The 16,255-nt window shown below is 58.2% G+C and carries 16 protein-coding genes; 8 read left to right on the top strand and 8 right to left on the bottom strand.

Features of this window, described 5'->3' with window-relative positions; genetic code table 11:
* The first annotated feature begins 255 nt into the window (after window positions 1-255).
* Both glnK and ABIE59_RS12655 read left to right on the top strand, forming a co-directional pair.
* Window positions 256-594, top strand: coding sequence for a P-II family nitrogen regulator (gene glnK / locus ABIE59_RS12660; protein ID WP_058091350.1), 339 nt, complete (start codon window positions 256-258; stop codon window positions 592-594).
* Between the two features lie 71 nt (window positions 595-665).
* Window positions 666-1,913 carry an ammonium transporter AmtB gene (locus ABIE59_RS12655; RefSeq protein WP_354447391.1) on the top strand — a complete coding sequence of 416 codons (1,248 nt, stop codon included), beginning with the start codon at window positions 666-668 and terminating at the stop codon, window positions 1,911-1,913.
* A 74-nt stretch (window positions 1,914-1,987) separates the two neighbouring features.
* Here ABIE59_RS12655 and ABIE59_RS12650 read toward each other — a convergent pair whose 3' ends face one another.
* Both ABIE59_RS12650 and speE read right to left on the bottom strand, forming a co-directional pair.
* Entirely contained in the window at window positions 1,988-2,182 is a 195-nt protein-coding gene (locus tag ABIE59_RS12650; protein WP_354447389.1) for a DUF6316 family protein, read from the bottom strand.
* Window positions 2,183-2,273: 91 nt separating this feature from the next.
* Complete coding sequence (gene speE, locus ABIE59_RS12645; RefSeq protein ID WP_354447387.1) at window positions 2,274-3,155, bottom strand: polyamine aminopropyltransferase; 882 nt, start codon at window positions 3,153-3,155, stop codon at window positions 2,274-2,276.
* A gap of 229 nt (window positions 3,156-3,384) precedes the next feature.
* On the opposite strand from speE, the gene speA reads away from it, so the two are divergent.
* Entirely contained in the window at window positions 3,385-5,295 is a 1,911-nt protein-coding gene (speA, locus tag ABIE59_RS12640) for a biosynthetic arginine decarboxylase (RefSeq protein WP_354447385.1), read from the top strand.
* A gap of 3 nt (window positions 5,296-5,298) precedes the next feature.
* On the opposite strand, the gene ABIE59_RS12635 is transcribed toward speA, so the two are convergent.
* The gene (locus ABIE59_RS12635) at window positions 5,299-6,345 is read right to left on the bottom strand and encodes an AraC family transcriptional regulator (RefSeq protein WP_354447383.1); all 1,047 of its coding nucleotides are present in this window, start codon (window positions 6,343-6,345) and stop codon (window positions 5,299-5,301) included.
* Window positions 6,346-6,574: 229 nt separating this feature from the next.
* Between ABIE59_RS12635 and ABIE59_RS12630 the strand changes: the two genes are divergently transcribed.
* The 3 genes from ABIE59_RS12630 (at window position 6,575) to ABIE59_RS12620 (ending at window position 8,931) form a co-directional block, all read left to right on the top strand.
* Window positions 6,575-7,174, top strand: a complete 600-nt coding sequence (locus ABIE59_RS12630; protein ID WP_354447381.1) for a sigma-70 family RNA polymerase sigma factor — start codon at window positions 6,575-6,577, stop codon at window positions 7,172-7,174.
* Window positions 7,171-7,809, top strand: a complete 639-nt coding sequence (locus ABIE59_RS12625; protein ID WP_354447379.1) for a ChrR family anti-sigma-E factor — start codon at window positions 7,171-7,173, stop codon at window positions 7,807-7,809. The genes ABIE59_RS12630 and ABIE59_RS12625 overlap by 4 nt, the downstream gene beginning before the upstream one ends.
* A 177-nt stretch (window positions 7,810-7,986) precedes the next feature.
* Complete coding sequence (locus ABIE59_RS12620; protein WP_354447377.1) at window positions 7,987-8,931, top strand: sodium-dependent bicarbonate transport family permease; 945 nt, start codon at window positions 7,987-7,989, stop codon at window positions 8,929-8,931.
* Window positions 8,932-8,938: 7 nt separating this feature from the next.
* Here the strand turns inward: ABIE59_RS12620 and ABIE59_RS12615 are convergent, their stop codons facing one another.
* A complete protein-coding gene (locus ABIE59_RS12615) occupies window positions 8,939-9,673 on the bottom strand; it encodes an SDR family NAD(P)-dependent oxidoreductase (protein WP_354447375.1) in 735 nt (244 codons plus the stop codon).
* 176 nt (window positions 9,674-9,849) lie between these two features.
* Here ABIE59_RS12615 and ABIE59_RS12610 point away from each other — a divergent pair, with 176 nt between their 5' ends.
* Window positions 9,850-11,625: an acyl-CoA dehydrogenase C-terminal domain-containing protein gene (locus ABIE59_RS12610; RefSeq protein ID WP_354447373.1), complete on the top strand. Its 1,776-nt coding sequence runs from the start codon at window positions 9,850-9,852 to the stop codon at window positions 11,623-11,625.
* Between the two features lie 257 nt (window positions 11,626-11,882).
* Window positions 11,883-12,680, top strand: a complete 798-nt coding sequence (gene tcdA, locus ABIE59_RS12605; RefSeq protein ID WP_354447371.1) for a tRNA cyclic N6-threonylcarbamoyladenosine(37) synthase TcdA — start codon at window positions 11,883-11,885, stop codon at window positions 12,678-12,680.
* On the opposite strand, the gene ABIE59_RS12600 is transcribed toward tcdA, so the two are convergent.
* From ABIE59_RS12600 to ABIE59_RS12585, 4 genes are all read right to left on the bottom strand, one after another.
* Window positions 12,677-13,657, bottom strand: coding sequence for an NADP-dependent oxidoreductase (locus ABIE59_RS12600; protein ID WP_354447369.1), 981 nt, complete (start codon window positions 13,655-13,657; stop codon window positions 12,677-12,679). The genes tcdA and ABIE59_RS12600 overlap by 4 nt on opposite strands.
* A gap of 77 nt (window positions 13,658-13,734) precedes the next feature.
* Entirely contained in the window at window positions 13,735-14,199 is a 465-nt protein-coding gene (locus ABIE59_RS12595; RefSeq protein WP_354447367.1) for an acyl-CoA thioesterase, read from the bottom strand.
* Entirely contained in the window at window positions 14,196-15,284 is a 1,089-nt protein-coding gene (locus ABIE59_RS12590) for an SMP-30/gluconolactonase/LRE family protein (RefSeq protein ID WP_502915364.1), read from the bottom strand. The genes ABIE59_RS12595 and ABIE59_RS12590 overlap by 4 nt, the downstream gene beginning before the upstream one ends.
* A 99-nt stretch (window positions 15,285-15,383) precedes the next feature.
* Window positions 15,384-16,175 (bottom strand): alpha/beta fold hydrolase, encoded by a 792-nt coding sequence (locus tag ABIE59_RS12585; protein ID WP_354447365.1) that lies wholly within the window; start codon window positions 16,173-16,175, stop codon window positions 15,384-15,386.
* Window positions 16,176-16,255: the final 80 nt, after the last annotated feature.

Below are 16,255 nucleotides of genomic sequence, written 5' to 3'. Positions count from 1 at the left end.
GAGTGGCGAACCCGCCCATGCTCTTTTTTGAGCCAAGACCGGGCTCATCGCACCAAGTTGGTGCACGTTATTGCGCCATTCTGGAACAGGACACAAACAACAACCTGATTTTAAACAACTTTTTTGCGTTGGCACACCCGATGCTAAAGCTCTCGTACGCAATCCGCACAATTGATGTGCGAGGTGGCAGCATCCCGAACTCAACAACCGGCCGCTGGCCCTCACTGTTGGGACGGCTTTACCAAGGAGAAAGCAATGAAACTTGTGACAGCGATCATCAAGCCTTTCAAATTGGATGATGTCCGTGAGGCACTATCCGAGATTGGCGTACAAGGCGTAACCGTCACTGAAGTCAAAGGCTTCGGTCGGCAAAAAGGCCACACAGAGCTCTACCGTGGCGCAGAATACGTGGTGGATTTTCTGCCCAAGGTCAAAGTGGAAATCGCCATTGGCGACAACCTGCTTGACCAGGTCATCGAAGCCATCACCAAGGCGGCCAATACCGGCAAGATCGGCGACGGCAAGATCTTCGTGACCGAACTGGCGCAAGCCATCCGGATTCGAACCGGCGAGACTGGCGAAGAAGCGGTCTGACACCAGACTGACTCACCAATAAGCCAACGCAAAAAATTTATAACCTAAGAGCCTTGTGCGGAGGGCCTCCTATGGAAAGCACTGTTTTTGAAATACAGTACGCATTAGATACGTTTTACTTCCTGGTTTGTGGCGCATTGGTCATGTGGATGGCGGCTGGCTTTGCCATGCTTGAGTCCGGCCTGGTGCGCTCCAAAAACACCACTGAAATCCTGACTAAAAACGTCGCCCTGTACGCCGTTGCCTGCACCATGTACATGGTCTGCGGCTACGCCATCATGTACGGTGGTGGCACCTTCCTGAGCGGTATCACCGGCATGGGCGTTGAAGAAGGCTTTGAGTATGAGGCGGCAGCAACTTACGCCCCGTCCGCTGACTTCTTCTTCCAGGTGGTCTTCGTGGCCACGGCCATGTCGATCGTGTCCGGCGCGGTTGCCGAGCGCATGAAGCTCTGGGCCTTCCTGATCTTCGCGGTTGTGATGACTGGCTTCATCTATCCGATGGAAGGCGCCTGGACCTGGGGCGAAGCCGATGTCTTCGGCATGTATAACCTGGGCGACCTGGGCTTCAGTGACTTTGCCGGCTCCGGTATCGTTCACATGGCCGGTGCGGCTGCGGCTCTGGCTGGCGTGCTCCTGCTGGGCGCTCGTAAAGGCAAGTACGGCCCGAACGGTGAGATCCGTGCCATTCCCGGTGCCAACCTGCCCCTGGCCACTCTGGGTACCTTCATCCTGTGGATGGGCTGGTTCGGCTTCAACGGTGGCTCGGTTCTGGCGACCGCTTCTGCAGAATCTGCAAACGACGTCGCCATCGTGTTCATGAACACCAATGCTGCAGCAGCCGGTGGTGGCCTCGCGGCCCTGATCCTCGCCCGCCTGATGTTTGGCAAAGCAGACCTGACCATGCTCCTGAACGGTGCACTGGCTGGCCTGGTAACCATCACTGCCGGCCCGGACACCCCCACTCCGCTGCTGGCGACCATCTTCGGCGCCTTCGGTGGCCTGCTGGTGGTAGTGAGCATTGTCACCCTGGACAAGCTGCGTATTGACGACCCCGTCGGTGCCATCTCTGTTCACGGTGTCTGCGGTCTGCTCGGCTTGCTGCTGGTACCCGTTACCAATGGCGACGCCAGCTTCAGCGGCCAGATCATTGGCGCCCTGACTATCTTTGTCTGGGTATTCGTCACCAGCCTGATCGTTTGGGGCATCCTCAAGGCGGTCATGGGTATCCGGGTATCTGAGGAAGACGAGTACGAAGGTGTGGATTACTCTGAGTGTGGTATGGAAGCCTATCCGGAGTTTGTCAGCGGCAAGCAGTAATCCGGTCTGACAACCGCAAAATAAGAAGGGCGCCATGTGGCGCCCTTCTTGTTTCTGCTGATTACGTTACAGGACTAACAGACGCCCTGAAACAAATGATCATCCGCGTGCCGCAGATACAACATCAATTCCATTTCCGCTTCGTGGACACTGTCAAAAGGTCCTTCGATTGAGCCCTCGCGAGTCTGGAAAAACCACTGCCCATTGACCAGCGAGAACCGTTCGCTACGAAACCAGTGACGGTTCTGTTCACCTTTACGCGCTTCCATAACGACTCCTTCCACACCGAACACAACGCAGCGATCAATAATTGATCACACCTTTTCAGCATAGCTCAGAGTGCAGGACTGTCTAATTTTCTCAGGCTTCTTCCGGGCGCACCTCGTCTTCCAGCGCGTCCACCATGAATTGAGGCATGGCCAGGGCGCCCTGATGAATGCCGGCGTTGTAGTAACGTGTAACGAAAGGCCGATTGTTGGCATCTTCTACACGGAAGTATTTCAGCGGGTTGTCCTTGCTGCCCATGGTGCAACTCCACCAACCCGTGGGGTAAACCGGTTGCGGGAACGGCAGTGTCTGAACGTGGCCGAAGCCGGCCTTTCGCATGTCGTTGTGGATATCCTTGATGATGCTGTCAGTGTGCAGAAGCGGCGATTCACTCTGCTGCACAATAATGCCACCCTCCCGCAACGCGGCCATGGCATCCCGGTAGAAATCCAGGGCGAACAGGCCTTCAGCGGGGCCAACCGGATCAGTGCTGTCGATGATCAGCAGATCAATGCTGTTGGGCTCGATATCGCGCATCCACTGAATCCCATCGCCAAAGAAGAAATTGGCTCGGGGATCACCGTTGGCTTCACAAAGCTCAGGGAAATACTTCTCCGACATACGGGTAACCCGCTCGTCGATCTCCACCTGCCAGGCTTCTTCAACGCCCGGGTGCTTGAGCACTTCCTTGAGGGTACCGCAGTCGCCACCGCCCACAATCACTACTTTTTTCGGGTTTTTGTGTGTAAACAGGGCCGGATGGGTCATCATCTCGTGGTACAGAAAGTTGTCGCGGGTGGTCAGCATCACGCAACCGTCCAGCACCATCAGGTTGCCAAAGGTTTCCGTTTCATAGATTTCCAGCTTCTGGAACGGCGTCTGCTCCTCGTGCAGTTTACGTTTAACCTGCAATGAGAATGCTGTGCCCTGGTCCTGAAAAACCTCGGTAAACCAGCCTTCATTCAATACCGTCATCTGTACCTCCCATTCATTGCGCCAACACGGGGCCGGGGTCTGTTCAAAGGGGCGTATTGTAGGGGGCCCCAAGCCATAGCCAAAGCACTATTGCCCTTCCCAGTCAGGTATTTTTCCCATTTCAGAGCACTCATGGCCTGCCAATGCTTTCGATCCGGCCAGTCAGGTCCTACAATGCAGCCTGTCAACGGCCTGCCGGCCATTCCGGTTTCCTGACAGGATAGCAACAATGCCTGAAACCACAGCCTTACCAGCCCACAAGGTTTATAATATCGCGCACTGGAGCGATGGTTACATCGCTGTTAACCCCCAAGGCGAAGTCGAAATCTGCCCGGACCGGGGTCGGACTCCAGCCCGCATCAACCTGCCCGATCTGACCCGGTCCCTGGCCCGGTCAGGCATTGCCCTGCCGGTACTGATCCGCTTTACCGATATCCTGCACGACCGGGTGAACAAGCTTTGCGGTGCCTTCAACAAGGTGACCGCCGAACAGGGTTACCAGGGGCGCTACACCTCGGTTTACCCGATCAAGGTAAATCAGCAACGGCGGGTGGTGGAAGAGCTATTAGCGGCAGAACCCGCCGCCTCAGCCGGACAGGTGGGGCTGGAAGCCGGCAGCAAGCCGGAACTCATGGCCGTGCTGGCCCTTGCCCCGAAAACGGGTTCGGTGATTGTTTGCAATGGCTATAAAGACCGGGAGTACATTCGCCTGGCCCTGATCGGCCAGAAGCTGGGCCACCGGGTGTTTATCGTGGTTGAGAAACAATCAGAACTGCCGCTGATACTGGAAGAGGCTGAGCGCCTGGAGGTATCGCCCCTGATAGGGGTGCGGGCTCGATTGGCTACCATTGGCAAAGGTAACTGGCAGAACACCGGCGGAGAAAAATCCAAGTTCGGGTTGTCCGCCAGTCAGGTTCTGGATGTGGTCAACACCCTCAAACAGGCTGGAGCGCTGGGCACCCTTCAGTTGTTGCACTTCCACCTGGGCTCCCAGATCGCCAACATCCGTGATATTCAGACCGGTTTGAAGGAGTGCGCCCGCTTCTACACGGAACTGCATCGGCTGGGTGCACCGGTCAGTACTGTGGATATCGGCGGCGGCCTTGGCGTGGACTATGAGGGCACCCGCTCCCGCAGCAGCTGCTCAATGAATTACAGTGTCTTCGAATACGCCTATAACGTGGTGCATGTACTGCAAGCCGAATGCGATCGGCAGGGCATCCCCCATCCGGATTTGATCAGTGAATCCGGCCGGGCCCTGACGGCCCATCACTCAGTGCTGGTCACCAATGTCATTGACCGGGAAACACCAGACCAACGGGACGTCACCGCGCCGGGAACAGACGCACCAGCGCCGCTGCATGACCTCTGGCGCGACCTGCTGAGCCTGCAGGATGACCAGTCGCCCCGTTCGCTGGCAGAAATCTACCACGACGTTCTGCATGCAATGACGGATGTCCATGCCCAGTTTGCCCATGGCCTGCTGTCACTCAGCGAACGGGCCCAGGCGGAAACCCTGTATACCAACTGCTGCCGCCTGCTCCGGAGCCAGCTCGATAGCACTAGCCGGGCACACCGGGAGATCATTGACGAACTCAACGAAAAGCTCGCGGAAAAGCTGTTCGTTAATTTTTCCCTGTTCCAGTCCCTGCCGGATGTCTGGGGCATAGATCAGATCTTTCCGGTGATGCCCATCAACGGTCTGAACCGCCCGCTGAATCGACGCGCGGTAATACAGGACATCACCTGTGATTCTGACGGCCGGATTGACCAGTACGTAGATGGTCAGGGCATCGAAACCACCCTGGCATTGCCGGAAGAAAAGGAAGGCGAACCACTACTGATGGGGTTCTTCATGACCGGCGCCTATCAGGAGATCCTGGGAGACATGCACAACCTGTTCGGCGACACCCACTCGGTGGATGTGCGGCTGAACGACCAGGGTAAATATGACATCGGCACACCAATCACCGGCGACACCGTCGCCAAAGTGCTGCGCTACGTCAACTTTGAGCCAGACAACCTGCTCAGGGCTTATCAGGACAAGTTTGCCGCCAGCGACCTGAATGAACCCACACAAGCCAGGTTGCTGGCCGAGCTGAAAGCAGGACTCGAAGGTTACACCTACCTGGAGGAGTAACCTTCAATCACCCTCTGCCTGGTGCAACCTGCGCCAGGCAGAGGGTGAAATACCTTCCCATTTACGAAAGGCCCGGCCAAAATTTGAGGGATCGCTGTAACCCAGGTGTTCCGCAATATCATCGATGCTCAGGGGGGCGTCTCGCCGTAACAGATCCAGCGCTCTTTGATGGCGCACCGTTTCCTGGAGTAGCTGAAACCGTGCACCCTCTGCTGCCAGCTGCCGCCGAAGGGTACGAGCCGACACATGTAACTGCCCGGCAACATCTTCCAGGCTCAGCAGGCGACCATCCCGAACCGATTCCAGCATCCGAACCACTCGTTCAGTCACCGAAGTGGAGGCCTCCATCTGTCGCATCTCTTCCTCACACTGCGCTTCCGCCACACGACGAGCCACAGGATTGGACAAAGATAACGGCAGGTTCAGAAACTGCTTGTGGAAGCGGAGCTGGTTAACACCGGTGCAAAAATTCACCGCATGACCAAACAGCGTTTGATAGGGCCCAACGTTAGCTGGTCGCTCGTAGTCGACCAGGCACCGCCCACCCTGCAACAATCGCTGGCCAAACAGCAGGTTATTCACTTCCATCAGAGATGCCAGCACCACCTCAATGTTGAAACGGTGCAAATCCCGGGTGTCATGATTGATATCGAGCTGAATGACCGCTTCATCACCCTCGATAAAAAACGACAGGGCCATGTAGGCAAAACGAATCCGAAAGTATTTGATCAGTACCCGGAGCGCCTGTTCCAAGGTGTCGCAACTGATAGCTGCCTGAGAGAGCGCACCATGGGCGGTAAACTTTAGCCGCCTGCCAAATTCAAGCCCCAGGCTGTCATCCTTGCAGCGCCAGAAGGCCTGGCGACAAAGCTCAGTGAACTGATCCAGGGTAATGAAATTATCCGGGTGGCCAAGCTGGTGCTGGCGGATACCGGCAGCGCTCACCAGTTCCTGATGGGCAACGCCCCGCTCCTCCGCCAACTGGCAAAGAATTTCTGCGTAATGGGCGCGAATGACGGGCAGGGTGCCGCCGGAAAGACTTGCGTTCATGGTTTGACATTTGAGCCGTTGTTATAGCTCTCAGACTAGCGCTTGCTCCGGGGTCCGGCAATCACTCCACTGACACAAAATCTCCGACTGTGGGGCCAGAATTTTTTTTCGTACTGGGCAATCCACTTGATACACCCTGCCGTAAATAACAAAACTGACAAACCAGCGACGAGTGCCTAGAATGATGACCGTAATCAGCTCAACTCATGCGACTGTCAAGGAGCGTCCGGTGACCACACTGGAGCAGCAACCAGCAAAAGCCGAGGGCCGAAAGGACCCTTGGGGCGTATTGCTGGAGAAAGTAGGCAAACATCAGGATAGAGCTGCATACCACGCTTTGTTCGAGCACTTCGCGCCACAGATAAAGTATTACGCCATCTCCAATGGCATGGCCAGCCACGCCGAGGAACTGGTGCAGGAAGTGTTCATTTCCATCTGGCGCCGCTCCTGTCTCTATGACTGGCGCAAGGCTGCGGCATCCACCTGGATCTTCACCATTGCCCGTAACCAGCGCATTGACATGCTGCGCAAGATGCAGCGCACCAGTGCTGAGATGGCTGTGGAAACCGAGGATTTGTGGCAAATCCCGGGAGACAACGAGGATGAACCAGTAACCTCCCTCCACCGACTCATGTCGGAGCGGCGGATTCGGGAGTCTCTCAGCCAGTTACCGGAAGAACAGATTACCGTGATTGCCAAGGTATACATGGAGCACAAATCCCACCAGATGGTGGCAGATGAGCTCCAGATTCCCCTGGGCACGGTTAAAAGCCGGGTTCGCCTGGCATTGAACAAGTTGAAAGTGATTTTGCAGGATCAGAACGTATGACACGGCACCACCCCGATAGCCTAAGCCTGATGGAGTACAGCGCCGGCAATCTTAGCGAGCCGCACGCCCTGTGCATTCGGCTGCATTTAGACCAGTGTCCGCATTGCAGGAGTCGGGTGGACACCCTGAACAGTCTGGGCGCGGTGATGATGGATCAACAGCCCAAGGTGTCGGTGGCGGACAACAGTTTTGAGCAACTGATGGCGCGCATCGACGCAGCCCCGGAAGGTACGTCGCCGGTTGCCAGTGCCCCTCGCACCAGCCCCTTGCAGAAGCTGCTCGGCCAGGATATCAACGAACTGCCATGGAAACGTCAGCTCGGCGATGTGAGTATTCTTGATATTACTGAGAAGTTTCCTGGCCAGAGCGAGCGGGTGGTACTTCAGAAGCTGGTTGCAGGTGGCAAGGCGCCGGCACACACCCATCGAGGCGACGAAACCACCATTGTGTTGCAGGGCGCGTTCGCCGACCAGAAGGGCGTGTTCAATCAGTGGGACTTTGTAGTCCTGAACGATGAAGACGAACACAGGCCCGTTGCGGTTGGGTGTGAAGATTGCATCACGCTGTCGGTGCTCAGCGCCCCGGTAAAACTGACCGGTACTTTCACAAGAATGCTTAACCCGTTCATTCGGTAAGCGTCGACCAGTGAAACATGAGAAAACGGAGGCGACCAGCCTCCGTTTTTTTTCTGGCTGACGGAACCCCATTCACCGCAATCACGCCTTGATTTAATTGACTTGGGAGCCGTTGCTTTTACACTGAACAGCAGCGCTTGAAGAATCCGTTTCCCTCTCAGACACTACAGCTGATACATGCCCGACATCATCGTCATGTTTTTCCTGCTCGGCCTCGTGGCAGGAACGGTCAAATCCGACTTGTCCATTCCGCGAGAAGCCTACGATATTCTCAGCCTGCTGCTGATGCTCACCATTGGCCTGAAAGGCGGAATGGCCCTGTACGGAAACCTGGCGCCCGGCCTGATTCTGGAGATGCTTGCCGTTGCGGGCCTGGGTTTCGCGCTGCCCCTGATGATGATCCCTATCCTGCGATACGGCGTCGGCCTCTCAATTGCTGATACCGCCAGTTTCGCAGCCCACTATGGCTCGGTCAGTGCCGGCACCTTTGCGGTCGCCCTGGCTTGGGTAGAAACCCGCGGCCTCAGCTCCGGTGGGCAAGTCACGCTCTACCTGGTGCTTCTGGAGTTGCCCGCGATCATGGTCGGGCTATGGTTCTACCGCCGTTTCGGCAAACGCACCGGCGACCCAAAAGGCACTCCGCTATGGCAGGAAACCCTGACCAACCGCAGCGTCATCCTGCTGGTGGGTGGCGTCGTTATCGGGGCGCTCTACGGTCCAGGCCAGGGCACCGGAGTCACCGCCCCCCTGACCAGCGCCTTTTCCGTGATTCTATCGCTGTTCCTGCTGGAGATGGGGCTGGTTGCCGCCGAAACACTGCGTAACCTGAAGCTCATCCACTGGCGGGTGGTGCTGTTTGGATTGGCAATGCCGCCCGTGCTATCGGTAGCGGGGCTGACCGTCGGCACCCTGCTCGGTCTCGACACTGGTTCCACCGTCATACTCGCAACCCTCACCGCCAGTGCGTCCTACATTGCCGCACCCGTGGCGGTTCGTCACGCGGTTCCCGATGCCAATATCGGCCTGGCGATGCTGGCTTCCCTGGGCGTGACCTTTCCGTTCAACGTGCTCGTCGGCATCGGGCTTTACTACTCCATGCTCAGTTGGGCGGTGCCGGTCTAGGCGCACCCTACCAGGGCAGCTCCGACCCATCCCAACTGAAGAACCGGCCATTACTGCTGTCGTCCAGAGCATCCAGCACCCGAATCAGGTTATCAGCCGTCTCCAGCGGCCTGTGCACCTTGAGCCTGGTCAGCGACTGGCTAAATGGTGCGCTCAGGGGCGATTCGGTGGTCCCCGGATGCAGCGCCACGCAAGCCATGGGCTTGCACCGCCGAGGCAACTCGATAGAGAGATTACGCACCAGCATGTTCAGAGCCGCCTTTGAACTCCGGTAGGCATACCAACCACCAAAACCATTGTCTGAAATTGAGCCCACCTTGGCCGAAATGGCCGCTATGCGCTTGAACTCGCGATGCCGCAACCAGGGCAGCAGGGCCTGGATCAGCAGGCCAAACCCGGTGGCATTGACCGCGAAGGCACGAGCCATGTTAACCGCAGCGATGTCTTCCAAACGCTTTTCAGGAAACATCCCGTCGTCGTGCAACAGGCCAGCGGCATATATCACGGTAACAATTGGGCCAGACTCTTCGACGACCGCCTTTAGTTCGACATCATCAAGCCGTCGCTGATCTTCGGCGTCCCAGGCCAGCAATCTCACACCGGGATGATTCATAAGGTCCTCCGGCGCCTGATCCGGATCCCGACACAGACCAATCACCACCTGGTCCGGACGAGCCTCAAGATAACGGTACGCCAGCGCTGCACCAATGGCGCCGGATATGCCGGCAATCACGGTCGTCATTCGCAAGTCCCTCAATTATCAATCAATACCATGTTGGTGATACGAAAATTCAATGTCCTCAGCCCACCCCTCAGCAAACCAAAGAATTCAAACGGTCGTATGAAGGAACACTTGCGGATTGAAACAACGACATATGGCAGTCATTCAGGCTGCTGCATTAAGACAGGAGAGTATCCATGCAATACCAGGCTCCAGCGAACGACCTTCGCTTTCTGTTGTTTGATGTGTTGGGCGCAGACAAACTGCACGAACTGGAAAAGTACGCCGATGCAACGCCAGACCTGATTTCTGCGGTCATCGACGAAGCCGGAAAACTCGCCGCAGAGGTCATCCAGCCCACCAACCAGACTGGCGACCGCCAGGGTTGCAGCTACGATCCGGAAACCAAAACGGTCAAGACACCTGAAGGCTTTAAAGAGGCCTACCAGAAGTTTGTGGAAGGCGGCTGGACCGCTCTGGATGCACCCCTGGAATTCGGCGGGCAGGGCCTGCCCCACACCCTGAAGTTTGTTGTGGATGAGATGGTTTGCTCCACCAACCTGTCCCTGGGCATGTATCCGGGGCTTACCCACGGCGCCATCAGCGCCCTGCATGCGCACGGCTCCGAGGAATTGAAGCAGACTTATCTGGAAAAACTGATTTCCGGCGAGTGGACCGGCACCATGTGTCTGACCGAGCCCCAGTGCGGTACTGACCTGGGCCTGATCCGCACCAAGGCCACACCGAATGACGACGGCAGCTATGCCATCGAGGGCACCAAGATCTGGATCACCGGCGGTGAACACGACCTGGTCGACAACATTGTGCATCTGGTACTGGCCAAGTTGCCAGGCGCGCCAGACACCACCAAGGGCATTTCCCTGTTTGTGGTACCCAAGTTCCTGCCGGATTCCGGCGAGCGCAACCCGGCGTTCTGCGGCGGTCTGGAGCATAAGATGGGCATCAAAGGTTCCGCCACCTGCGTGATGAACTTCGAAGGCGCCAAAGGCTGGCTGGTGGGCGAGCCGAACAAGGGAATGAGCGCCATGTTCACCATGATGAACGAAGCGCGCCTGATGGTGGGCATGCAGGGGCTCGGCCTCGCCGAGATGGCTTACCAGGAAAGCCTGGCATTTGCCAAGGAACGCCTGCAAAGCCGTTCCCTGAGCGGCCCCAAGAACCCGAATGGTCCGGCTGACGCGATCATTGTACACCCGGACGTACGCCGCATGCTGATGCGCCAGAAGGTGCTGAACGAGGGCATGCGGGCCCTGGCCCTGTTCACTGGCCACCAGTTGGATCTTTCTGTGGCTCATCCGGATGAAAGCGTGCGTGAAAACGCCGATGACCTGGTACAGCTACTGACCCCGGTGGTCAAAGCTTTCCTGACCGACGAAGGCTACAACAACGCCAACTGGGGGCAGCAGGTTCTGGGTGGTTCCGGTTTCACTCAGGACTGGCCGCTGGAGCAACTGGTCCGGGACGGCCGTATCGCCCGCATCTATGAGGGCACCAATGGTATTCAGGCTATGGATCTGGTGGGCCGGAAGTTGTCCCTCAAGGGCGGCCAACTGGTTCGCGCCCTGTTCGCAGAACTGACTGGATACCTGAAGGACAACCCGGAGGCGCCCTACCGCGAAGAACTCAAGGGTGCGGTCAAGAGCCTGGAGCAGGCCACCCTATGGCTGGCCCAGAATGCCCCGAAAGACCCGGAGCAAGCCGGCGCCGCCGCCACCCCGTACCTGCGGATTATGGCCCTGACCGTCATCGGTTATCTGTGGTCCCGAATGGCGGGCATTGCAGGCCAACAGCTGCAACTTGGCGAGGGCAACAAGCCGCTGCTCGAAGGTAAGCAGGTGTCCGCCCGCTACTACTTCGAGAAGCTGATGCCCGAGGTGGACTGGCTGCTGAAAGACATCCAGACCGGCAAAGACAGTCTGATGGCGTTTGAAGACGAGCACTGGGTGGCTTAAACGGCAATACCGGTCAGGCCAAAAAACCTGGCCGGAAATGACCGACGATTGGCAACTTCTGACCTTCTTCAAGACAGATCAGAACTTGATAATAGTCACGTTGATTAGTGTCTCTGAACTAGTCCAACCCGCCTCTTGCCGAGCCGGGTACCTTCTTGAAGCCGCGCTTTGCGCGGCTTTTTTTATCGCATTTTCCCGCCCGCCGTTGTCTCGGTTACAATGCGCCTTTGTTTTCTCCCCTGCATTCCGGAGGCTGAATGACCGCCGATGATTACCCATTCCGCTTTGGCGGCATAGAGCGCCTCTATGGCCGCAAGGCCCTGAACGCATTCCGTCATGCCCATATTGCCATCGTCGGCCTGGGCGGTGTTGGCTCCTGGGCGGCGGAATCACTGGCGCGCAGTGGTATCGGCACGCTCACCCTGATTGATATGGACGATATCTGCGTGTCCAACACCAACCGCCAGTTGCATGCTCTGGAGGGCCAATATGGCCGCACCAAGACCGATGCCATGGCCGAGCGGCTGAAGGCCATCAATCCCCAGGCAGATATTCGCGTGCATTTCGGGTTTCTGACCACCAAAAACGTGGGGGAGTTGATTACCGAGGATATGACCGGAGTGGTGGATGCCATCGACAGCGTGAAGGCGAAAGCAGCGCTGATTGCCCATTGCCAGCGGCGCAAGATTCCGATTGTCTGTGCCGGCGGGGCCGGTGGCCAGATGGACCCGACCCAGATTCAGGTGGCAGACCTGAGCAAGACCACCCAGGACCCGTTGCTGGCGAAAGTACGCAACATGCTGCGCCGGGAGTACAGGTTCTCACGGAACCCAAAGCGGCGTTTCGGCATTGAGGCGGTGTATTCACTGGAGCAGCTTACCTACCCTGCCGCCGATGGCGAGGTGTGCCTGCAGAAGCCGGCCACCGATGGGCCGGTGCGGCTCGACTGCGCCTCCGGGTTCGGCGCAGCCAGCCCGGTGACCGCCAGTTTTGGCTTCTTTGCCGCCTCCCGGTTACTGAACCGGATTGCCCGCCAAGCCAATCAGGCCGATTAACGGCAATCCAGCACCAGTTTGCCCCGAACATGACCGCCTTCCAGCAACTCGTGGGCGTCCTGCACCTGGTCCAGCGCAAATACCTGGTCAATGTGGACTTTCACGTCGCCGTCTTCAATCAGCTCCGCAATTTCATCCAGGTGGAAGGCATCCGGCCGTGAACGCATCCCGTGGGCCCGAACGCCCATGGCCTCTGCCGCGCTGACCACGTCATCGGCAGTCACCGTGGGGATGGTGACCAGCACGCCGGAATCGCTCAGGGTCTGCAGAGAACGTTTACCGGTCTCGCCCCCTACCAGGTCCAGCACCACGTCCAGGCCATAACATTCTTCGGTGAAGTCGGTGGTGTGGTAATCAATCACCTCATGTACCCCCAGTTCCGCCAGGAAATCCCGGTTACGGGAGGACGCCGTCACAATGACATGGGCGCCCCGCTCCAGGGCAAACTGAACCGCAAAGTGCCCGACACCGCCGGCCCCGGCATGGATCAGGATTTTCTGACCAGACTCCAGTTCAGCCACCTCGAAGAGAGCCTGCCAGGCAGTGAGCGCGGCAAGAGGCACGCCGGCAGCCGCGATAAGGTCCAACTCCTCCGGCACGATGGCGAGATCTTCAGCGTCGGCAATGGCGTACTGGGCGTAGGCTCCGCCGGTGACCGGGAAACCGATCATGCCCATCACCCGGTCGCCGGGCACCAGCGTGGTCACGCCTTCACCCACCCCCACCACTTCACCGGCGGCGTCGTAGCCGGGCGTCCAGGGCAGGCTGTGTTCGATCTGGGTGGCGACGAACCCCATACCCTTGCGGGTTTTCCAGTCAATGGGATTGAGGCCGGCGCCGTGTACCCGAACAAGTACCTCGCCCTCACCCGGCTCCGGAATAGGCGATTCTGTCACGCGCAGCACATCACGCTCACCAAAGCGATCGTAGACCACATGGCGCATGGTGCCGGATTCGGTCAGATCAGATGATTCCATGGGTGTCTCCAGACAGCAGTGAACGGTGCCGTTACCGGCCTGAATTCTCAGACTAGCAGAATTTTACTGGCCCGGCCTCACCCGGGCAGGCCACGGCCGCCGGCAACCAGCGCGCCGCCAAGAATCTCGGCGAAGGCCTTGGGCGCCCGGGCTGGCCGCTGGGATTTCATGTCGACACAGGCATGGGTAGAAAGCCCCCGCAGCAAGGTTTTGCCGTCGGCCGGGCGAATCAGTTGAAACTGGCGAGCCGAGCGGAAACGACCATCCCAGTCCGTCAGCCAGGTCCCCAACACCAGTTCGTCTCCGGCATTGGCAGAGGCCAGGTAATCCAGCTCAGTGCGGGTAATCGCCATGGCCTTGCCGGTTTCTTCATGCAAGGCCCAGGTCATGCCCAGGCTCTCGATGTGCTGCCAGCTCACCTCTTCCAGCCAGCGCACGTACACCACGTTATTGGCGTGGCCGAGGCGATCGGTGTCCTCCGGGCGCACGGTGATGGTCATGGTAAACGGGTCAGGCAAGTCCCAGTTCAGCGCCTGTGTCATGGTTGCTCTCCAAGGCCGGGAATAGCGTGCAACGGTAGCCGGCCAATACGGTCATTGTGAAGTGAACCAAAGTATAGAACGCCCTCGTGGGGATTCACCGAGGTGATTTCCTGAAGGTGGCTGCCACGGGTATCGTGCAGGCTGGTAATCATCTGTCCGCTGGCATCAAAGGCAACAACCAGCCCGTACTCCTGTGGCTGGGGCTTTAGGCTGTCCGGCAACTTGGCCACCAGATCTTTCAGCCATGGCTTGCGATGCATACTGTCCACCTGGGCATTGCGAAGCGTCGGGAACGCCACCCAATATCGGCCCTCGGCATCCACCGCAAGGTTGTCGGGGAAGCCTGGCAGGTTGTCCGCAAACACTTCGGCCTGGCCGGCCCTGGGCCCGGTGATCCAGTACTTCAGGATACGGTACTTCCAAGTCTCGTTAACCAGCACATAGTTACCGGCCGGTGAAATCGCTACGCCGTTGGCAAAATGCAGGTTGGCCAGCAGGACTTCGGTACGGCGGGTACGGGGGTTATAGCGAAGCAAGCGGCCGTGGGGTCGCATCTCCAGCAGATCCAGGATGTAATCCGGCTGACGAAAGCGGGAACTGGCGTCTGTGAAGTAGATGCGGCCGTCCGGCGCGATGTCCACGTCGTCGGTAAACCGGAACGGCGTACCTTCGGCCTCACGGGTCAGAACCGACATCGTGCCCTCCGGCGAGATAGACAGCAGACCCTTCCAGGCATCCGCGACAATCAGGTTGCCCTGGGCATCGAACACCATACCCAGTGGCCGCCCGCCGGTTTCCAGCCAATTCTCGACGGTACCGTCCGGAAACACCCGAACGATCTTGCCGTCCTGGGTACCGGTATAGAGAACACCATCATCATCAACGGTGGTATCTTCCGGACCATAGACCTGCCCCCGGGCCAGCAGATCGGCCAGGCGCAGGCGTTCATTGGGCGCCAACACACCGGTCATGGCAGGCGGTGATGGTGCATCCCAGGCCTTGCTGTCAACTGGCGACGGTGTGAGCAGGAAGCTGCCCAGCAGCAGAAAGATGATCAGCAGGCCTATCAACAACCATTTCATCATGTGCGCACGATCCATTGGTGACTGTTAGCCAGAAGGCAATAGCGAAGCACCCTAACCTTAGCAGACATTACCGGGTTTCTGGCAACGCAGGACGGGCCGTCAGGATCCGAGAAAACGACGACATAAAGCCGCAAAGGTATCGGGCTTTTCTGCATGCAGCCAATGCCCGGTACCTTCGATTATCTTGAGCTCGGCGGCCGGGAACAGTTGGCGGATGGTGTCCTGATGTTTGCTCTGTATATAGGCGGAATCAGCGCCTTTGATGAACAGCACCGGGCCGTTGTATGGGCCATCACCCTCCGGCGCAGCGGCCAGTTTCTGATAACAGGCGTCGATCACCGGCAAATTCAGGCGCCAACGAAACAGCGGATTCCCATCATCGGCCTGCCCCGCCGGCAGGCGCTCCAGGTTTTTCAGCAGGAACTGCCTCACGCCCGGAATCTCAACGAATTCGGCCAGGCGCTTGTCTGCTTCCTGGCGGGTTGTTACGCCAGCCAGGTCCAGGTTTTTCATGCCATCCAGAACCGCATCGTGTCGGGCTTTGTAGGTGACCGGTGCTATGTCCGCCACGATGATGCCCTTGACCCGCTCCGGATAACCCAGGGCCACCTGCATCGCCACCTTACCGCCCATGGAATGACCCAGCACCCAGGCCTTGTCGATATTCCGGGCGTCCATGTAGGCCACCACGTCGGCCGCCATGGCCGGGTAATCCATGTCGTCGGTGTGCGGCGAGTTGCCGTGATTGCGCTGATCGAGGGCGTGAATCTGCCAGCCGTCTTCCAGACGACGGGCGATACCTCCAAGATTCTCAAGGGAGCCGAACAGTCCATGCAGCAGGATAAGGGGCTCGCCCTGGCCGGTAATACGATGATTCAGTTCCACGCTCATACGCTGACAGCCTCCGGTTATCGGGTTGAACCGGATACACTACCATCGCCAGAGTCGGGGGCAAGCGGAAATTAGGCAGG

Source organism: Marinobacter sp. MBR-99 (genome assembly GCF_040547575.1).
In the GTDB taxonomy this organism is placed as follows: domain Bacteria; phylum Pseudomonadota; class Gammaproteobacteria; order Pseudomonadales; family Oleiphilaceae; genus Marinobacter.
Note: the sequence above shows the minus strand (reverse complement) of the source record. Positions and strands in the feature narration are given on the sequence as shown.